Annotated in this window: 15 protein-coding genes and 5 pseudogenes; 7 read left to right on the forward strand and 13 right to left on the reverse strand. The window is 67.0% G+C overall.

From position 1 onward, the window contains the following. Nucleotides 1-35: 35 nt before the first annotated feature. Both BW737_RS16905 and BW737_RS16910 read left to right on the forward strand, forming a co-directional pair. Nucleotides 36-662: an MFS transporter gene (locus BW737_RS16905; RefSeq protein WP_218961862.1), complete on the forward strand. Its 627-nt coding sequence runs from the start codon at nucleotides 36-38 to the stop codon at nucleotides 660-662. Then, nucleotides 614-1,489, forward strand: coding sequence for an MFS transporter (locus BW737_RS16910; protein ID WP_218961863.1), 876 nt, complete (start codon nucleotides 614-616; stop codon nucleotides 1,487-1,489). The genes BW737_RS16905 and BW737_RS16910 overlap by 49 nt, the downstream gene beginning before the upstream one ends. 95 nt (nucleotides 1,490-1,584) lie before the next feature. Here BW737_RS16910 and BW737_RS08380 read toward each other — a convergent pair whose 3' ends face one another. From BW737_RS08380 to BW737_RS08390, 4 genes and pseudogenes are all read right to left on the reverse strand, one after another. After that, on the reverse strand, nucleotides 1,585-2,562 hold the full coding sequence (locus tag BW737_RS08380) for a sugar phosphate isomerase/epimerase family protein (protein ID WP_218961882.1): 978 nt from the start codon (nucleotides 2,560-2,562) through the stop codon (nucleotides 1,585-1,587). Next, complete coding sequence (locus BW737_RS18205) at nucleotides 2,531-2,929, reverse strand: Gfo/Idh/MocA family oxidoreductase (protein ID WP_257210636.1); 399 nt, start codon at nucleotides 2,927-2,929, stop codon at nucleotides 2,531-2,533. The genes BW737_RS08380 and BW737_RS18205 overlap by 32 nt, the downstream gene beginning before the upstream one ends. 77 nt (nucleotides 2,930-3,006) lie before the next feature. After that, nucleotides 3,007-3,531: pseudogene (locus BW737_RS19915) on the reverse strand (Gfo/Idh/MocA family oxidoreductase); the annotation flags it as partial. A 194-nt stretch (nucleotides 3,532-3,725) separates the two neighbouring features. Next, nucleotides 3,726-4,742 carry a LacI family DNA-binding transcriptional regulator gene (locus BW737_RS08390; RefSeq protein WP_086614273.1) on the reverse strand — a complete coding sequence of 339 codons (1,017 nt, stop codon included), beginning with the start codon at nucleotides 4,740-4,742 and terminating at the stop codon, nucleotides 3,726-3,728. A 209-nt stretch (nucleotides 4,743-4,951) separates the two neighbouring features. Here BW737_RS08390 and BW737_RS08395 point away from each other — a divergent pair. Beyond that, nucleotides 4,952-6,105: pseudogene (locus tag BW737_RS08395) on the forward strand (zinc-binding dehydrogenase). Nucleotides 6,106-6,329: 224 nt separating this feature from the next. Here the strand turns inward: BW737_RS08395 and iolE are convergent. From iolE to BW737_RS08410, 3 genes and pseudogenes are all read right to left on the reverse strand, one after another. Then, nucleotides 6,330-7,256, reverse strand: coding sequence for a myo-inosose-2 dehydratase (iolE, locus tag BW737_RS08400; RefSeq protein ID WP_086614272.1), 927 nt, complete (start codon nucleotides 7,254-7,256; stop codon nucleotides 6,330-6,332). 57 nt (nucleotides 7,257-7,313) lie between these two features. After that, a pseudogene (locus BW737_RS08405) lies at nucleotides 7,314-8,509 on the reverse strand (Gfo/Idh/MocA family protein). A gap of 360 nt (nucleotides 8,510-8,869) precedes the next feature. Further along, nucleotides 8,870-9,877, reverse strand: a complete 1,008-nt coding sequence (locus BW737_RS08410) for a LacI family DNA-binding transcriptional regulator (protein WP_257210638.1) — start codon at nucleotides 9,875-9,877, stop codon at nucleotides 8,870-8,872. Between the two features lie 181 nt (nucleotides 9,878-10,058). On the opposite strand from BW737_RS08410, the gene BW737_RS08415 reads away from it, so the two are divergent. Then, nucleotides 10,059-10,406 (forward strand): hypothetical protein, encoded by a 348-nt coding sequence (locus tag BW737_RS08415; protein ID WP_257210639.1) that lies wholly within the window; start codon nucleotides 10,059-10,061, stop codon nucleotides 10,404-10,406. Nucleotides 10,407-10,582: 176 nt separating this feature from the next. Here BW737_RS08415 and BW737_RS18215 read toward each other — a convergent pair whose 3' ends face one another. Genes BW737_RS18215 through BW737_RS18220 form a run of 3 tightly spaced genes read right to left on the reverse strand, consistent with a single transcriptional unit; the run spans nucleotide 10,583 to nucleotide 11,948 of the window. Beyond that, the gene (locus tag BW737_RS18215) at nucleotides 10,583-10,729 is read right to left on the reverse strand and encodes a hypothetical protein (protein WP_257210640.1); all 147 of its coding nucleotides are present in this window, start codon (nucleotides 10,727-10,729) and stop codon (nucleotides 10,583-10,585) included. Next, nucleotides 10,708-11,769: an MFS transporter gene (locus BW737_RS08420; RefSeq protein WP_257210641.1), complete on the reverse strand. Its 1,062-nt coding sequence runs from the start codon at nucleotides 11,767-11,769 to the stop codon at nucleotides 10,708-10,710. Before BW737_RS08420 ends, BW737_RS18215 begins: the two co-directional genes overlap by 22 nt. A gap of 44 nt (nucleotides 11,770-11,813) precedes the next feature. After that, nucleotides 11,814-11,948: a hypothetical protein gene (locus tag BW737_RS18220; RefSeq protein WP_257210642.1), complete on the reverse strand. Its 135-nt coding sequence runs from the start codon at nucleotides 11,946-11,948 to the stop codon at nucleotides 11,814-11,816. A gap of 99 nt (nucleotides 11,949-12,047) precedes the next feature. On the opposite strand from BW737_RS18220, the gene BW737_RS08425 reads away from it, so the two are divergent. Both BW737_RS08425 and guaA read left to right on the forward strand, forming a co-directional pair. Continuing rightward, a complete protein-coding gene (locus BW737_RS08425) occupies nucleotides 12,048-12,785 on the forward strand; it encodes a sulfite exporter TauE/SafE family protein (protein ID WP_086614271.1) in 738 nt (245 codons plus the stop codon). Nucleotides 12,786-12,928: 143 nt separating this feature from the next. Continuing rightward, a pseudogene (gene guaA / locus BW737_RS08430) lies at nucleotides 12,929-14,499 on the forward strand (glutamine-hydrolyzing GMP synthase). Between the two features lie 304 nt (nucleotides 14,500-14,803). On the opposite strand, the gene BW737_RS15690 reads toward guaA, so the two are convergent. Genes BW737_RS15690 through BW737_RS19920 form a run of 3 tightly spaced genes read right to left on the reverse strand, consistent with a single transcriptional unit; the run spans nucleotide 14,804 to nucleotide 16,249 of the window. Beyond that, nucleotides 14,804-15,061, reverse strand: coding sequence for a hypothetical protein (locus tag BW737_RS15690; protein WP_143233339.1), 258 nt, complete (start codon nucleotides 15,059-15,061; stop codon nucleotides 14,804-14,806). After that, nucleotides 15,045-16,004, reverse strand: coding sequence for a hypothetical protein (locus BW737_RS15695; protein WP_143233340.1), 960 nt, complete (start codon nucleotides 16,002-16,004; stop codon nucleotides 15,045-15,047). Before BW737_RS15695 ends, BW737_RS15690 begins: the two co-directional genes overlap by 17 nt. After that, nucleotides 15,920-16,249, reverse strand: a complete 330-nt coding sequence (locus tag BW737_RS19920; protein ID WP_420835725.1) for a zinc-ribbon domain-containing protein — start codon at nucleotides 16,247-16,249, stop codon at nucleotides 15,920-15,922. The genes BW737_RS15695 and BW737_RS19920 overlap by 85 nt, the downstream gene beginning before the upstream one ends. A 146-nt stretch (nucleotides 16,250-16,395) precedes the next feature. Between BW737_RS19920 and BW737_RS08440 the strand changes: the two are divergent. After that, nucleotides 16,396-16,569 (forward strand): annotated as a pseudogene (locus BW737_RS08440) (GMP synthase (glutamine-hydrolyzing)); the annotation flags it as partial. Nucleotides 16,570-16,620 lie beyond the last annotated feature (51 nt).

The following is a 16,620-nucleotide window of genomic DNA, read 5'->3' on the forward strand; positions in this document are numbered from 1 at the left end:
GTTGCCCCATCGTACGAACCGACAAAGGAGTCAATGTGTCGCATAGTCCAACTGCCACCGCACCGGCTGGTGGCACCAAGCTGCCCCCGCTCACGCCCGGTCCCTACCGGGCCCGTCTGACTGTCGTTGCCCTGATCGCCACACTGGGCGGTTTGCTCTTCGGCTACGACACCAGCGTCATCAATGGCGCCCAAAGCTTCATGGTCCGGCCCGACCAGTTGAACCTCACCGACTTCGGCCTCGGCATCGCCGTCAGCTCGCTGCTGTTCGCCAGCGCTGTCGGCGCCCTGACCGGCGGACGGATCTCTGACAGGATTGGTCGTAAGACGGCGATCACCTTCATGGCCTCCATGTTCATCGTGGGCGTGGTGATCGTCGTCACCGCCGTCAACCTGCCCATGCTGGCGTTCGGCCGCGTCATCCTGGGGCTGGCTGTCGGCTCGGCCTCGGTGGTGGTGCCGGTCTACCTGGCCGAGCTCGCACCCTACGAGATCCGTGGCTCGTTGGCCGGCCGCAACGAGATGATGATCGTGACCGGCCAGCTCCTGGCCATCATCATGAACGCCATCATCGGCAATGTCTGGGGCAGTGAGTACCGTGGGTGTGGCGCGCCATGTTCGCGCTGGCGGCCGTCCCGGCCATTCTCCTGCTGCTGGGGGTGACCCGCCTGCCCGAGTCCCCCCGCTGGCTGGCCGACAAGGGACGCGAGGAGGAGGCTCTCAAGATTCTGGACAACCTGAGGCCCGAGGGGCGGGCCAAGCCCGAACTCGCGGAGATCCAGGCCGCCAGCAGGGAGGAGGCCAGCCGGGTCAACATGAGCGTCGGGGAGATCTTCTCCAACAAGAACCTGGTGCGTATCGTCCTCATCGGATGCGGAATCGGCTTCTTCCAGCAGACCACGGGCATCAACTCCATCCTCTACTACGGGGAGAGGGTGCTGGAGGAGTCCGGGTTCAGCACGGGTGCGGCGCTTATCGCCAATATCGCCCCGGCCACCATCTCGGTGATCGCCGCGATCATCGCCCTACAGATGATGGACCGCTTCTCCCGCCGCAAGACCTTCCTGTGGGGCTACGCGCTGGTGGCGATCACGCACGTGCTCATCGCCACTGCGGCCAGCGTTCTGCCGGAAGGCGGCGCCAGGCCCTTCATACTGCTGGCTCTCATCGTGTTCTTCGTCGGTTCGATGCAGCTGTGCCTCAATGTGGCCACCTGGGTGACGCTCTCGGAGATCTTCCCGCTGAAGATGCGCGCCTTCGGCATGGGGCTGTCGGTCTTCGTGCTGTGGATGACCAACTCCTTCTTGAGCCTGGGCTTCGCCAGCGTCATTTCGGCCATCGGGCTGTCCAGGTCCTTCTTGGTCTTCGCCGTCCTCAATGTCATCGCCTTCATCTTCTTCTTCGCCTTCGTGCCCGAGACCAAGGGCCGCACGCTGGAGCAGTTGGAGGCCGACGTCATGAGCGGTGCTATCTTCAAGCGCGGCAAGTAGTCCGGCGTCGATGTGCCGAGACCGGCACCAGTGACGCGTCCCAGTCGGCCCATGAAGTTCGGGTCGGCTGGGACGCGCTCGTTGTCGTGGACTACTCAGGCGGTGAGGATTCGCATCTCGTTCAGCAGCGTCTGGGCCACCAGGTGGAAGTCCAGCTCGGCGGAGTGGTCGTGGAAGATCTCCGAGCAGTACCAGCCGTCGTAGCCGGTCGCCTTGACGGCGTCGACCCACTCCTGCAGCGGGATGGAGCCGCCGCCGGTCCACACGTTGCGGGAGACATTCTGGTCGGGCACCTCGCCGGCCGGCACGGGCACGCCGTCGCACACGTGGACGGCGCTGATCAGATCCTTGTCGAGCTTGGCGACCTCCTCCGGGGTCGAGCCGGTCACCCAGAAGTGCCAGAAGTCGACGACGATCTTCGCGTTGGGCCGGTTTATGCGCTCCAGAATGTCCAGGGCCTGGTTCACGTGGCACACCGGAGCCCAGCCGAGAGGCTCGAGGAACAGGTCCAGGCCGTGGTCGGCGGCGATGTCCGCCGCCAGCGCCACGTTCTTGGCGGTCTCCTCAATGACCTCCGCCTCGGGGCGGCCGAGCAGCCCGCGGAAGCGGGGGTCGTCGTCGGCTAGTCGGCCGGCACGGAAGTCCTGCACAACGGTGACGTCGACCGGGCCGGTGCACATCTGCATGGCCGGGGCTCCCACGACCTGGCCGACGTGGGCGAGCTTCTCCGCCTCGGCGCGGAAGGCCTCGGGCTCGGCCTCCTGCAGGGCGCCGATGCCGGAGACCTCAATGCCCTCCAGGTGTGGCAGCAGCGACTCGGGGGAGAAGCCCGCGTCCAGGTAGCGCCACAGCTTGGGACTCTGCAGCTCAATACCCTCGAAGCCGACGTCCTTGGCGACGGTGATGTCGTTGAGGCGGTGCCGTGGAAGGTGGAGGTGACATTCATGGACAGTTTCATGGTTGATCTCCTTCGATCGGGATGGTGGTGGGCCAACTCGGGGCCCGCCGGTTTGCGGGTGGATTGTCGGGACGTCGACGGCATTACAGACCCTCAGGGATGGCGACCGGCTGATGGGTGCGCAGGGACTGTGTGGCCGCCTCGGCGATCACCTGGGCGCGCAGGCCGTCATCGAGCGGGGCGGGCATCGGGGCGGAGCGCTCCAGGGCATCGACGAAGGCGTCCAGGCTCTTGCGGTAGGTGCCGCGGATGCGCTCGAACCAGCCGGCATCGAGGCCGTTGGTGCGCAGCTCGCCGGGACCGTAGTGGTTGACGAAGCCGGTGCGGTGACGGGCGGCCTCGACCATGCGCACCGAGCCGTTGACCTCGATGCGCTCGTCGTAGCCGTAGCCGATGCGCCGTTGGGAGTCGATCTGCACCAGGGCGCCATTGACCAGCCGCAGCACGGCCACGGAGGTGTCGACGTCGCCGACCTCGGCCACGGCCGGGTCCACCAGGCGGCGCCGGCGACGTACACCTCTACCGGCTCCAGGCCGGTGATCCAACGCAGCAGGTCGAAGAAGTGCACGGTCTGATCACGCATCTGCCCGCCGGAGACCTCCAGATAGGCGATTGGCGGCAGCGAGGGGCCGCGGGTGGTCATGGAGACGAGCTCCACCTGGCCGACCTCACCGGACTGGACGGCGTCGTGTACGGCCGCATAGGCGGCGTCGTAGCGGCGGTTGAAGTCCATCATCACGGGGATGCCGGCCGCGCGGGCGGCGGCGGCCGCGTCGCGGGCCACCTCCAGGGACAGGTCGATGGGCTTCTCACAGAAGACCGCCTTGCCTGCAGCGGCGGCGCGCTTGAGCAGGTCGGCGTGAGTATTGGTGGAAGAGGCGATCAAGACGGCATCAATGGCCGGGTCGGTGAAGACGGCGTCGATGTCATCGGTGGCGGCGGCATCGTAGCGGTCGGCGATTTCGGCGGCGCGGGAGGCATCAACGTCGAAGACGCGGGCGAAGTCGACGGCGGGCTGGGCGGCAAGATTCTCGGCGTGGACACGGCCGATGAAACCGGCGCCCAGGAGGGCGAAGGTTTGCATGAGGATTCCTTTCGGGGCCGCCCGGACTCAGGCGGGTCGGGCAGCGCTGGTGTTGGAGGCCGGGCGGCGTTGCCGGGCGGCTGAATCCGCGCGATTCACGCGCGTGAATTCACGGCTTCATCCTCTCGCGTTCCCGATGGGGCGTCAATACCTCAGCGCATTCCCTCTCGGTGGGGTGTGGCCGGGGTGTGCGGTCATCCGGTGGAGGAGGCGCGGATGACCAGGTGTCCCTCGGCCGGCATGTCCTGCGGGGCCGGCGGCCTGCCCGGCGTACGGGTCAGTGCGGAGGCTCGCTCGACGAGGAGCCGCACCGCCTCGTGAGCCATCTGTTGATCGGGCTGATCCAGGCTGGTCAGGGCGAACTCGGTGCGTCGGGCCAGGTAGGTGTTGTCGTAGGAGGCCAGTGGTATGTGTCCCCCGCCCTCGTGTCCTAGCTTGCGCAGCACGGCGACGGCGTCGATGGCGAGCATGTCATTGTGCGCGATCAGCCCCATCTGCGGCGCGGCGGTGCTCAGCAGCCTGCGAATGGCGGTACCGGCGTCGTCGGCGCTCGCCTCCTCCGTGGTCAGGGCGAGTCCGGCCTGGTGGGCGGCCCGGGCCAGGGACTTCTCGCGGATCACGCGGGAGGCGTCGTCTCCGATCTTGGGGGCGACGTATCCCAAGGAGTTGACACCCTGTGCGAGAAGGTGGGAGACGATCTGCTCTGCGGCATGAGTCTCGTCGATGTGCACGGAGTCGACGTGTCCGCCGGGGGAGCGCCGGCCGATCAGACAGGTGGGTGCCTCCTCGCCGAGGGCCACCAGTTGCGCATCCGTAAGCCAGGGGGAGACGAGGATGATTCCGAGTACACGCACCCCCAACAGAGAGTCGATAGCTCGTTGCAGGCGCTCCTGATCCTCGGCTCCGACGGTGACGAATACGGTCAGTCCCTGCTGGGCGGCGACGTCGTCGAGGGAGCGGGAGACCTGCTCGAAGAAGGCGTTTCTGAGGTTGGGCAGTACCAGGCCGATGGTGTTGGAGCGTTGGCGGGCGAGGGCGGAGGCTGCCGTATTGATCCGATAGCCGAGGGAGGCGGCCACCTCCAGGATGTGTGTACGTGTCTCCTCGGCGACCTTGGGAGAACCGCTTAGTGCCAGGGAGACGAGGCTGCGTGAGACTCCGGCAGCCGCGGCGACGTCTGACTGGGTGACGTCGTGACCGCTGACAGACATGGCATTCCCTTCCGTCCGCGCTCGGGCGGACGGAAGGGACTCTAGCCGATGTGGTGGATGCGACGTTGCTCCGGATAGCGGTGCCTGCCGCTCGGACTCTCAAACGCAGGGGCATTTGTCCTGACAAATATCGTATTGGCGTGGTAGTCTGCACCCAGGCCACGCGCCGGGGGCGCGATCGTCGCGTCCGCTTCGAGAGAGACACCCACATGACGAGCAACGAAGCAGTCCAGAACACCACCATCCCGGAAACCATGCGCGCCGCGGTGCTGCGCGACCCCGAGGTCGGCCTCGAGGTCGAAACCATCCGCACTCCCCACCCGAAGAGCGGGGAGGTCCTGATCAAGGTCGCCGCCTGCGGCCTGTGCCACTCCGACCTTCACGTGATCGGCGGCGCTATCGCTTCCCGCTTCCGGCCGTGCTCGGCCATGAGGTCACCGGCGCCATCGTCGAGGTCGGCCCCGGCAACGAGCACACCGGCCTGAAGGTGGGCCAGAACGTGGCCGGCGGCTTCCTCATGCCCTGCGGCCAGTGCGAGGCCTGCGCTGCCGGACACGACGAGCTGTGTGGTCCCTTCTTTGACCTCAACCGCCTGCAGGGCCTGCTCTACGACGGCACCACCCGCCTGGCCACCCTCGAGGGCGACCCCATCTACATGTACTCCATGGGTGGCCTGGCCGAATACGCGGTGATCCCGGCCACCTCCGTCGCCCCCGTGCCCGACACCCTGGACCTCGTGCCCGGCGCCATCCTCGGCTGTGCCGCCATGACCGGCTACGGCGCCGTGCGCCGCGGCGCCGACCTGCGCTTCGGAGAGACCGTCGCCGTCGTCGCCACCGGCGGGGTAGGTACCAACATCGTCCAGGTCGCGCGCGCCTTCGGCGCCAGCCAGGTCATCGCCATCGACGTCTCCGACGACAAGCTCGCCCCCATGCCCGGCTACGGCGCCACCGCGGTGGTCAACTCCGTCACCCAGGACGCCCGCGAGGAGGTCCTGAAGCTCACCGGCGGCAAGGGTGTCGACGTCGCCTTCGAGGCGCTCGGCATCCCCGCCACCTGGAAGACCGCCCTGGACGTCCTCGCCGACGGCGGCCGCATGGTTCCGATCGGCCTGGGGGCCGGCGTGCAGACCGCGCAGGTGGAGATCAACCGCACCGTGCGCCGCTCGCAGAAGATCCTCGGCTCCTACGGCGCCCGCACCCGCCAGGACCTGCCGGCCGTGGTCGACCTGGCCGCCCGTGGGGTCATCAACTACAAGGACGTCGTCTCCCGCCGCTTCTCGCTCGAGGAGGCCGGCGTCGGCTACGCGGCCCTGCGCAATCGCCAGATCCAGGGTCGCGCCGTGGTGGACATGAGCCTGTGAGGCGGGTGTGCCTGACGTACGGTTTTCCGCTTCACGTACGCGTTTTGGAGCTTTTCGATGTTCTAGCGCGGAGAAACCTCCAAACGGCGTACGTGAGAGACAAACTCGTACGTGAGAGGTCAGCGCCGGCGACTCCCGTGTCGTGTCCGGTCGACGACGAGGCCCCGGTCCATGGGATCGGGGCCTCGTCGTGTGGCGGCGTCGGCGGGCGGACGCCGGACCGCTCAGAGGGGCAGCAGCGTGGACTCGATGTAGGCGCGGGCCTTGGCGCCGTACTCGTGCGGGTTGGCGATGGCCGGGTCCTGCTCGGCCTCCACCAGGATCCAGTCCCGGTAGCCGTGGTCGATCAGGAACCGGTAGGGCTCGGTGAAGTCGATCATGCCGTCGCCGGGGACGGTGAACATGCCCGCTAGGAAGGAGTCCAGGAAGGAGCGCTCCAGCCGCTTGGACTCCTCCAGCTTCTCCGGGCGCACGTCCTTGAAGTGCACGTGCGCCACGCGGTCGATGGTGGCCTGAAGCAGGCCCATGACGTCGCCGTCGCCCACGAAGGCGTGGCCGGTGTCGAACAGCAGGCTGACCTTATCCGGGTCGGTCAGCTCCATGAGCTTGATGGTCTCGGCCTTGGTCTGGATGACCGTGCCCAGGTGGTGGTGGTAAACCAGCGTGAGCCCGTGCTCCCCTGCGATCTCGCCGAGGCGGTTCAGGCCCGCGGCGAGCACGGGCCACTGCTCCTCGGTCAGGACCGGCTTGTTGGTGAAGATGCACACGTCGCGCTGGCCCTGCACGGAGCCGGTCTGCTCGGAGACGACCACGCGGGTGGCGCCCAGGTATTGCAGGTACTCGCAGGTGGCGGTGAACTCCGGGATGACGGCGTCCACGCCGTCGCGCACGATGAAGGAGGAGAACCACTGGGCGACGATCTTGATGCCGCGGGCGTCGGCGCGCTGTTTGGCAACCTCCTTGGCCGGGAACCAGCCGGCCACCTCGGTGCCGCGGTAGCCCAGGTCGGCCAGGTCCAAAAGCATGTCCTCCAGGGTGTTGAAGGCACCGATCTCCTTGATGTCGTCATTGCGCCAGGCGATGGGGTGCATGCCCCAGGTGATGCCGTGGGGGTCGTTAATGGCGGTGGCGGGGTCGAGGCGGAAGCTCATGAGATCTCCTTTGATGCGGACGGGGTGGATCCGTAGTGGTGGTAATCGGTGGATGGGTCAGGCGTCGAAGGTGGTCCGGCCCTCGACGCGGGCGACGTCGTGCCACTGGCCGTCGGCGGCGGAGGCGACGACAGCGGCGTCGACCTCGGCGGCGCACCAGGCGTCCGCGGCGGAGGGGGCGTGCTGCTCGCCGGTCAGGACGGAGCGGACGAATTGGGCGGCCTCAATGGACTTCAGATCGTCGAAGCCCATCGAGGTGCCGATGGCGGGCTGGTAGCGGTGCCACTCGCCCCAGGCGGGGCCGGCCATGGCGCGGCGGTAGCCGTGGGTGGGGCCGCCGTCGACGCCGAGGCAGACCTGCAACTCGTTGAGTCGTTCGAAGTTCCAACGCACCGAGCCCTCGGTGCCGTAGACCTCCACCACGTACTCGGCGCGTGGGCCGACGCTCACGCGGGATGACTCCATGGTGGCAACGGCGCCGGAGTCGAAGCGGGCGAGCATGCCCACGTAGTCCTCGTTCTCCACCTCGCCGACCTCGTCGCCGATCTCGAAGCCGGAGTGGCCGATGCCCATCTTGGTGGGGATGGGGCGCTCCTTGATAAAGGTGCCGGTCAGAGCGGTCACCGAGCGATGCGGCCGATCAGGTACTGGGCCAGGTCCGCTCCGTGGCTCATCAGGTCGGGGACGACGCCGGCACCGGCCTTCTCCCGGGAGGCGCGCCAGGTCAGCGGGCTGCGGGGGGAGGAGTTGTAGTCGGCGATGAACCAGACGCGGGCGTTGGTGATGCGACCGAGCTTCCCGGAGCGGATGAGTTCGCGCATGTACTCGATGGCGGGTACGTGCCGGTAGTTGAAGCCGACGCAGGTGACCAGGCCGGCGGACTCGGCGGCGCGGGCGATGTTCTCGGACTGCTGCGCGGAGGTGCCCATGGGCTTCTCGATCCAGAAGGGTTTGCCGGCCTGGACGGCGGCCAGTGCGATCTCCTCGTGCAGGAAGTTGGGGGAGGCGATGGAGACGATGTCGACTTCCGGGTCGGCCAGCAGCTCGCGGTAGTCCGCGCAGGCGCGTGCGAAGCCGAGGTCCTCGACTGCGGCCCGCTGCGCCTCCTCGATCGGGTCGGCGGCGGCCACGAGGCGGGCCTCGACGCCCAGCTCGGGGAAGCGCTCGGACAGGGCGCGGTAGCTGCGGGCGTGCAGGCGTCCCATCCAGCCCAGGGAGATGACTCCGACTCCCAGCTTGCGTTTGGTGCTCATGGGTGACTCCTTCGCCGACCGCCGTGGTCGGCATTGCGGCGTTTAAAAACGGCGTAACCAGCGTGGTAACGCGCGTCAGCGATGACGTGTGAGCGAGTCTACGGGTGGCGCAATTGTCCTGTCAAGAGGCGGTGCCGTGGTCTTCCGGATGTCGGCTCGGGAGCCTGCTGGGTGCCTATGTGGCCGCGGTGTGGTCGGCAAAATGTCCAAGATCGGCATGAACGCGGCGATGACGGCACGCGGCTGGCTCGGGCGCGTTGGAGTCATGCGGTTCTCGTGGACGCAAGGCCCGAGTGCGGGGGTGTTTCTGCCGATCTTGGACAGTTCCCGCGCATTCCCCTGCCCCGCAGGCCGGCCGGATCAGAGTCGGGCGGTCGAGGAACGCTGAACCAGACGGGCGGGGATGACTTGGCAGTAGCCGGAAACGTCTCCGGGCATCAGTAGTGCCTCTAGCGCGCCGGCCGCCAGCATGTCCGGATTCTGATCGATGCTCGTGATGTGCAATTCGGCGCGTTCCGCCAGAGCGGTGTTGTCGTAGGAGGAGATCCCTAGCTGTTGGGGAATGTCCAGTCCTAGGCTCAGTCCGGCCGCGACGGCGTCGATCGCCAGCAGGTCGTTGTAGGCGATCAGCCCGAGCGGTCCCTCGCCGTCGGCCAGCGCGCGCGAGATGGCCTCGCGCACCCCCGCCTCGGCGTCGATCTCGGTGAAGTCCATCCCCGCCCGCGCTGCCTGGGCGCGGCATTCTTCCACCCGCTCGCCCAGAATCGTCTCCCGCAGCCGGGCGGCGGGAGACAGGAACGCTAGGCGGCTGTAACCCCGAGAGCTCAGATGTTCGACGGTCAAGCGGGCGGCGTCGGTCTCGTCTAGTCGCACCGTGGCAATGCCGGCGGACTGCGGCAGGGTGCGGTCGACGACGCACAGGCGGACTTGCTGCCCCAGCTCTCTCAGCTCTTCAGGTGTCATGGAGGTGCCCGGAAGGATGAGTCCGGCCGGGCGCAGGGACAACACATCGTCGATGGTGGAGCTTTCCAGCTTGTCTACCAGGTCGGAAACCAGGGTGATCAGGGTGTACCCGGCCCGCTTAGCGCGGCGGCGCAGGGCGCGCAGCAGCAGGTCGAAGAAAGGATTGTCCAGGTAGGGAAGTACCACTGCTAGGCGTCGGGATCGCTGTGCCGCCAGCTCTGCCGCCGCGGCGTTGGTGTGGTAGTCGAGTTGGGCGGCGGCGTCCAGGATGCGACGGCGGGTCTCCTGGGACATGCGCCCCTCGCCCTTGAGTGCCAATGACACCAGGCCGCGTGAGACACCGGCTGCGTCGGCGACGTCCTGTTGGGTGGCGTGAGCCGACACCGGACGCGAGGTGCTTGACAAGTCGTCTCCTCAAGGTGCTCAAGGTGCCGTGGCGAAGGCGGGCTGACTGCCTCAGGATAAGGGACGGGTTCTGGAGGTGGGATGCGGTCGGCGGTGGGTGAGCTTGGGTGGAGGTCGGGGCGTGACGCGCTTATCAACGATTTGTATTTACAAACCGAGGGGGAGGTTTCTAAGGTACGGGTTGCCGGCCAGTCAGGCCGGTGCCGACCGGCAGGTCGGGCACACCGCCGTGCGGGCCGCCCGACCGGTTCCGCACAGGAACCGGAAGGAAAGCCACTATGAACCTCCCGTCGTCGACGCCGTCGCCGTCACCACTTCGCAGTCCACCACCTCCACGCGGGGCGAGTTCAAGGCCACCGACCTGCTCACCTTCCAGATCGGTCTGCTGGTCATCGGTGCGGTGCTCATGGTCATGACCGTGGTCGGTCTGGTCACCGCCTCTGCGCCGCTGCTGATCGCCGCCGTGCTGTTCGCTGCGGTCGCCATGTTCGCGAGCGTGCACACCGCCGTGAACTTGCTAGCCGATTGAATCACTGAACTGCCTTGGAGAGCGGGCCGGGCGCCCACTCCTCCTGAGCTGCGCGGGCAACGCAGGCCGCGCAGCAATGTGTCGCCGACGGCCCGGCCGCGGCCAAGGCCTGCGAACCCAGACCGATAACCGAGCGCCGACCTGATTCCTCTGACGGTCGGCGCTTTTCGATACCTTCAGCGCAGAGCCTCCAGTGCCCAGGGCAGCGCCGCTACCGCACTCACCAGGCTGAGGACCTGGCAGCTGAGCACGACGCCGAGCGCCGCGGGAGCGGGTGCCAGTGCCAGTAACAACGCCGGCCCTAATACGGCCACCAACTGCACCAGGGGCCTGATCGAGGCGGTCGCCCGTCGTTGCGAGCGCAGCAGCCATGGCGGCACGAGTGGTCGATGCTGCCGGTGCAGGCCGGTGCGACGGCCGTGAATTGGCAGGCCACCAGCAGTACGTCGACGATGACCAAAAGCGTCGTCCGGCCGACGTCGGGGACCGTATCGGTCAAGGCCAGCAGGGTGATGCCGCAGGCGGACGTTCCGATACCCGCAAGAATCCAGGCGTAGGTGAAGTGGTCGCCGCGCCGCCTGGTGCCGAGTACCGCGGCCGCCGTCCAGGCTGCCGCCAGCAGCGCCGCGATCCCGAGTGGCAAAGGAGTCGATACCGATCCGGTGACGGTCCCGGCCGTCTCTGTCAGCAGGGCCGGGCCCAGACATAGCGCCGCCAGCCCCAGCGGAAGCGCCTGTACGACCTCCAGCAGCAGCCCGGCCACAACGGTGCGCCGCACACGCACAATCGACAGGTCTCCGCGACCGAGCGGCTGCTGCTCGCCCAGCGTGCCGGTATCCATCATCACCCAGTCGATGCCAACCGCGGCCTCGAGGCTGCCCAGCATTCGCTGCAGCGCCGCGTAGGCGGCCTCCGGCCGCCCCAGCGCCGCGTACCAGTGGGGCGTCTCCGGCAGGGTCAGTGCCAGCAGCAGCGAGGCCAGCGCCGCCAACTGGGGCACCAGCCAGGCGCATACCGCGCTCTGATCCGGGCCCAGCCGCGCGCCCAGGGCTCCGGCTAGCACCGCCAGGCCGGCACCCGCGGGGACCGTGGCGCGCACTCGCGGCATCAAGCGGCGGTGCCCATGCTCGGCCAATTCGTGGGCCAGCTTCGGTACCACGATCGCATAGCCGCCCACGCCCAGGCCGACCACCCCGATTCCGGTAGCGCGCAGGAGCGGCCCGTCCACAGCGGCGATCAGGCAGCCGAGCGCCGTCAGGGCCGCGCACGCGAGCACCGCCGGACGGCGCCCGCAGGTGCGGGAGGCGAAGTCCAGGGCGGGCGCTCCCACCAGGGAGCCCACCGGCAGGGCGGACAGTGTCAACAGAACGGCCGGCAGGGCTGCGGAGGCGGTGCCTCCGTGGGCGGTCAGCGCAGCCCGCGCGCGACGTCGTCGGCCAGGGAGTTGCCGATCGCGCCCCAGGCGGCGCCGGAGGCCAGTGTGGAGCTGACGAGCAGAGCCCGCAGGTGCCTTTGCGCCGGGGTGCGCTTAGCGGTCGTCATCAATCGCCTTCCTGCCGGGAGGGGCCGCCTGCAGGCGGCATCGCCAGACTGCGACCATGGGCCCCGTACGATGGGGCATACAGGGATTAGAATGCCTTTGTGCTGACAATGTTGTCCACTCCGACGTGGCTTATCCTCATCGTGGCCGCTGCCGCCATCGGCCTGGCCAAGACCGCCCTGCCCGGCGCGGCCACGCTAGCGGTCGCCCTGTTTGCTACCGTGCTGCCTGCCAAGGAGTCCACCGGCACCATGCTCGTGCTGCTGCTGGTGGGCGACGTGCTGGCGATCATCATGTACCGGCGCGACGCCGACTGGGGCACCTTGCGGCGTCTCGTGCCCGGGGTGCTGGCCGGTGTGGTGCTCGGGGCGCTGTTCCTGCGCCTGGCCTCCGACGAGGTCACCAAGAGGTTCATCGGCGTGCTGCTGATCGCCCTGATCGCCGTCACGCTGCTGCTCATGCGCCTGCCGCATCCACCGCAGCTCCAGGGCCGGGTGGGCCGCGCCATCTACGGCACCCTGGCCGGCTTCACCACCATGGCCGCCAACGCCGGCGGGCCGGTCACCACCATGTACTTCCTAGCCTCCCGCTTCTCGGTGCTCACCTTTCTGGGTAGCACCGCCTGGTTCTACTTCATCGTGAACCTGGTCAAGCTGCCCTTCTCTATCGGATTGGGCATCATCCGCCCCGACACGCTGTGGATGGACCTGGTGCTGGTACCGGTGGTGGTGGTCGCGGCCTTCGGCGGGCGGTGGCTGGCCGGGCGCATGAACAACAAGATCTTCGACCCGCTGGTCACGGTGCTGACGGTCCTGTCTGCCGCCTACCTGCTGGTGTGAGGTGGGCCGGAGGCGTCGGCGGGTGGCCTCACAGGCGCCGACGGGCCGGGCCGGGCGAGACCGCGGGGCCCGGACGCCGTCGTCGTCGCGGGGTGCAATGCCGCTATTCTGTGCCGGTGACGACATCTCCCCACAGCGCCACCGTGAGCGAGCAGGACCGGGTCGGCCCCGTCCTCGTGGTCGACTTCGGCGCCCAGTACGCCCAGCTCATCGCCCGCCGCGTGCGCGAGGCGAGCGTCTACTCCGAGATCGTGCCCCACACCATGCCGGCGGGGGAGATGCTGGCCAAGCATCCGGCCGCCGTGATCCTGTCCGGTGGCCCGGCCTCCGTCTATGCCGACGCGCCCCGGGTCGACCCGCCCTGTTCGACGCGGGCGTGCCCGTGCTGGGCATCTGCTACGGCTTCCAGACCATGGCCCAGGCCCTCGGCGGCACCGTCGGGCGCACCGGCACGCGCGAGTACGGGCACACCGACGCCGACGTCGCCACCGACTCCCGCCTGTTCGCCGGCACTCCCGCCCGGCAGGCGGTCTGGATGAGCCACGGCGACGCCGTGCAGGCCGCCCCGGACGGATTCGCCGTCACGGCCTCCACCGCTCAGACGCCGGTGGCCGCCTTCGAGGACCCCGCCCGGCGCCTGTACGGGCTGCAGTGGCACCCCGAGGTGCTGCACTCGCAGTTCGGGCAGCGGGCGCTGGAGAACTTCTTACGCGACGGCGCCGGCATCCCCGCCACCTGGACGCCGGGCAACATCATCGACGAGCAGGTCGAGGCCATCCGGGAGCGGGTGGGCGACGCCCACGTCATCTGCGGCCTGTCCGGCGGGGTCGACTCCTCCGTGGCCGCGGCCCTGGTGCACCGGGCCATCGGGGACCAGCTCACCTGCATCTTCGTGGACCACGGCCTGCTGCGCGCCGGCGAGCGTGAGCAGGTGGAGCGCGACTACGCCCGGGGCATGGGCATCCGCGTGATCACCGTGGACGAGTCCGAGCGCTTCATGACCGCGCTCGCGGGCGTCGCCGAGCCCGAGGCCAAGCGCAAGATCATCGGCCGGGAGTTCATCCGCTCCTTCGAGGCCGCCCAGCGGCGCGTGGTCGCGGAGGTCGGCGCCGCCGGGGGAGAGATCAAGTTCCTGGTGCAGGGCACGCTGTACCCGGACGTGGTCGAGTCCGGCGGCGGCGAGGGCGCGGCCAACATCAAGAGCCACCACAACGTGGGCGGCCTGCCGGACGACCTGGACTTCGAGCTGATCGAGCCGCTGCGCGCCCTGTTCAAGGACGAGGTGCGCGCCATCGGCCGGGAGCTGGGCGTGCCCGAAGGGATCGTGTCCCGCCAGCCCTTCCCCGGGCCGGGGCTGGGTATTCGCGTCATCGGTGAGGTGACCGCGGAGAACCTGCGCATTCTGCGGGCGGCGGATGCGATCGCCCGCGAGGAGCTGACGGCCGCCGGGCTGGATGAGGAGATCTGGCAGTGTCCGGTGGTGCTGCTGGCCGATGTGCACTCGGTGGGCGTACAGGGTGACGGGCGCACCTACGGGCACCCCGTGGTGCTGCGGCCGGTGAGCAGCGAGGACGCCATGACGGCGGACTGGACGCGTCTGCCCTACGACGTGCTGGCCCGCATCTCCACGCGTATCACCAACGCCGTCCCGGAAGTCAACCGCGTAGTGCTGGACGTGACCAGCAAGCCCCCCGCCACCATCGAGTGGGAATGATCTGTCTCTGGCTGGGTGACGTACTGACGACAGTCGGGCACCTTTTTATGGAGATACGCTCGACTTGCCGCCGTCACGTCGTTCCGATCGGCAACGGGACAGTAAAGCAACCGACGGCAACCTGGTTGAGCAGTGTAAAGGCGTTTTGGGCTGGTCATGTCTGTTGACCGTGAGCCGGAGCATTATGACGGCATGTTTTACTAAATGTGCGACATGTCGTTGGTGAAATTGGCGCTTTGAAGGCGGGTGGGCGGCCGCAGGCCATTGGCTTATAGTTGAGTTTCTGGAAGTCGCCCGAGGTGTGTCACCGTATGAAGTTTTTGGTAATGGCGACTATTTTGCCTCCGCGATGGATGGCGGCGCCGATCTGAGTTTTGAACCGTACTGCGAAGGTGGCAGCGGCGGCTGCAGCAGTGCCGATCCAGGCGATTCGACTCTTCTTTTTGTCTCCGCAGCTTCGGCAAATCGTTTCCCCTTGAGGGATGGCTTTGGTGCATTGTTTACAGTGGTTTTCGGTAGTTGCTTCTGTGGGGCCGATTTTGGGGTCAGGAGCTATGTTCATCGTGGTCCTTGGTGTGGCTGGTTGGGGCGTGGTACTGGATGGCAGTGTTGTCTTCAGAGTCGGGGCTAATTGTCTCTGATGGGATCGTCGGTACGGCGCATTGTTCTATTCCTGGTGGCGGGTGGATGGTCTGGGTGGGTCCATTTTGGTCGGCGAGAAATGAGGTCGCATTAGTGTGTGCTTCATGCAGGATATTGATGACGCGGTGCATGTCGCGTTCTGTAAAACTATTCAGTGCGAGGAGAGTTTCGTGTTCGTGAAGGTCGAGATCTTCGATGGTCCGTGTGAACTGGCGGAGTGCTGTTCTTGCCGCTTCGGGTTCCCCTAGAATTAAGTATGTGGCCGCTTCTATCTGGGTTGCTCTAGTAACTTGTTCGAGAGCGATGAAGAGACGCTCGGCGGTGGCGGCATTCGTGGGCCTGCTGTTTGGGTTGATTGCATCCTTCGCAGTCTGCAGCGCGCCAGGGTGCATCTTGCTGGTGAGGAAATCTAGGTCTCGGCGAATTGAGGCGGTGAGTTGTGTGCGTCCGTCGATTGCTCGGGTCTGAGCTTCCATGAGTCGAGCCTCACGCTGCCGGGCCGAGCGGATGCTTCGCGCCTGTTCGAATTGATACCATGCGGATTCCACAAGAGCGAGGCGGTCATCCTGAAGGCCCTCAGTAATGGAAGCTATGATGGATCGGAGGTCATCGAGTTCAGCAAGAACCTGATTGAGCGCGATCTGAGTGGCAAGGTTAGCTCGCGCACCTGCAAGATCAGGAGTGAGAGTAAGTTCCTCGAGGCGGATTGTATGTTCGTACCGTTTATGCTGATTGATGAGAGTAGGGAGTATTTCACCTGTCTTGTCGAACTGGAAGGTCAGCGTTCCGTCGTCGATAAGTTTCTGGAGGCCTCGAGGTATGTCGGCGAGAGGTACTGTTCGCCGAGGTTGGCGCGGATCCAATCGATGATGCTAGGCACAGTTCGCTGGAGATTAGTGGCGTTGAGGAAAAGTGTTCGGAAGTCTGCGCTGTCCCGGACGGGATTCCAGATGGAGGTGGCATCAGTCGGGTATCGCGGTTCGACAACTTCCCCCTGTACCTTGGTCGTTGCGATCGGGCGGTTCGTGGCGCTGTCTGTGTAGCCGCACTCGGGGCAGGTACGGGCTTCGGGGGCCACCTGGGTATGGCAGCGGGGGCAGGCGCTCATGAACGCGGATCCTTTTCGAGTACGGTATCTACGTGGAGACAGATTAACTGTTGCTACAAGGCTGGGCGGCGTCTCGCGTACCTTTGCTCATCTCAGTCCTACAACAGTCGACTCTTCCGTGTCGGGTAACGGAGCTCGAACCTTGCCCGGTGCTGCTGCGGCCGGTGAGTAGCGAGGACGCCATGACGGCGGACTGGACGCGGCTGCCCTACGACGTGCTGGCCCGCATCTCCACACGCATCGCCAACGTCGTCCCGGAGGTCAACCGCGTGGTGCTGGACGTGACCAGCAAGCCCCCCGCCACCATTGAGTGGGAGTAACGGCTGACGTCTCCTGGGCGGCGAGGCAGAGCTAGCATACAGGTATATTTT

The sequence above is a fragment of the Actinomyces ruminis genome (assembly GCF_002154335.2).
GTDB classification, from domain to species: domain Bacteria; phylum Actinomycetota; class Actinomycetes; order Actinomycetales; family Actinomycetaceae; genus Actinomyces; species Actinomyces ruminis.

Bases quoted from the DNA above. Each gene is read 5' to 3' on its own strand.
- BW737_RS15690 (WP_143233339.1), bottom strand. From the start codon at position 15,061: ATGAACATAGCTCCTGACCCCAAAATCGGCCCCACAGAAGCAACTACC.
- BW737_RS19920 (WP_420835725.1), bottom strand. From the start codon at position 16,249: ATGAGCGCCTGCCCCCGCTGCCATACCCAGGTGGCCCCCGAAGCCCGT.
- BW737_RS18220 (WP_257210642.1), bottom strand. From the start codon at position 11,948: ATGACGACCGCTAAGCGCACCCCGGCGCAAAGGCACCTGCGGGCTCTG.
- BW737_RS16910 (WP_218961863.1), top strand. From the start codon at position 614: ATGTTCGCGCTGGCGGCCGTCCCGGCCATTCTCCTGCTGCTGGGGGTG.
- iolE (WP_086614272.1), bottom strand. From the start codon at position 7,256: ATGAGCTTCCGCCTCGACCCCGCCACCGCCATTAACGACCCCCACGGC.
- BW737_RS08390 (WP_086614273.1), bottom strand. From the start codon at position 4,742: ATGTCTGTCAGCGGTCACGACGTCACCCAGTCAGACGTCGCCGCGGCT.